The sequence below is a fragment of the Streptomyces sp. PT12 genome (assembly GCF_003311645.1).
In the GTDB taxonomy this organism is placed as follows: Bacteria; Actinomycetota; Actinomycetes; order Streptomycetales; family Streptomycetaceae; genus Streptomyces.
This window is the reverse complement of the sequence record NZ_QEST01000201.1, coordinates 1-1,159: the sequence shown is the minus strand read 5'-3', so window position 1 is coordinate 1,159 and position 1,159 is coordinate 1. Positions and strand designations below refer to the sequence as shown.

The following is a 1,159-nucleotide window of genomic DNA, read 5'->3' as shown; positions in this document are numbered from 1 at the left end:
CATCGCGCGGTGGTGATCGCCGGGAACGCGGACGAACGCCTCGCCGCCCTCGACGCGTTGAGCGAGGGCCGTTCAACGCCGGACGCCCTCACCGGCACCGTGCGCGGCGGCGACGCCCGACCCGTGTTCGTGTTTCCTGGGCAGGGGGCGCAGTGGCTGGGGATGGGGGTGGAGCTTCTTGATGAGTGTCCGGTGTTTGCGTCGTGTATGGCGGAGTGTGGGCGGGCGTTGGGGCGGTGGGTGGAGTGGGATGTGGTGGGGGTGTTGCGGGATGGGGGTGGTGGGTGGTTGTCGCGGGTGGATGTGGTGCAGCCGGTGTTGTGGGCGGTGATGGTGTCGTTGGCGGCGGTGTGGCGGTCGTGTGGGGTGGAGCCTGGGGCGGTGGTGGGGCATTCGCAGGGGGAGATTGCCGCGGCGGTCGTCTCTGGTGGGTTGTCGTTGGAGGATGGTGCGCGGGTGGTGGCGTTGCGGAGTCGGGCGTTGCGGGTGTTGTCGGGGCGTGGGGGGATGGTGTCGGTGGCGGCGTCTGTGGGGGTGGTGGGGGAGTGGATTGCCGCGTGGCCGGGGCGGTTGTCGGTGGCGGCGGTGAACGGGCCTGCGGCGACGGTGGTTTCGGGTGAGGCGGGGGCGTTGGATGAGTTGCTGGTGGTGTGGGGGCGGGAGGGGGTGCGGGCGCGGCGCGTTCCGGTGGACTACGCCTCCCACTCACCCGCCGTCGACGAGCTGAAGGAGCGGATCCTCGCCGACCTCGCGCCCATCACCCCACGCCCGCACACCATCCCGTTCTGCTCCGCGGTCACCGGACGGCCCATGGACACCGAAACCCTCGATGCCGCCTACTGGTTCACCAATCTGCGGGAGACCGTGCGGTTCGAGGGGGCGGTGCGGGAGCTGGCCGGGCGCGGCTTTGGGGCGTTTCTGGAGATGAGTGCCCATCCGGTGCTGTTGGTCGGCATCGAGGAGACCCTGGAACAGGCGGGCGTTTCCGGGCTGGTGGTGGGCTCGCTGCGCAGGAACGACGGCGGGCTGCGGCGCCTGATGACCTCGCTGGCCCGCGCCCACACCCATGGCCTGGCCGTCGACTGGACACCGCTGCTGCCCGGCGGCCACGCCGTCGACCTGCCCACCTACGCCTTCCAGCACCGCCGCTACTGGCTCG

Annotated in this window: 1 protein-coding gene; it reads left to right on the top strand. The window is 71.3% G+C overall.

Annotated elements, in window-relative coordinates; genetic code table 11:
* Positions 1 to 162 precede the first annotated feature (162 nt).
* Positions 163 to 1,159, top strand: a 997-nt coding sequence (locus DEH69_RS22850) for an acyltransferase domain-containing protein (RefSeq protein WP_258534891.1), incomplete at its 3' end; no start/stop codon positions are given.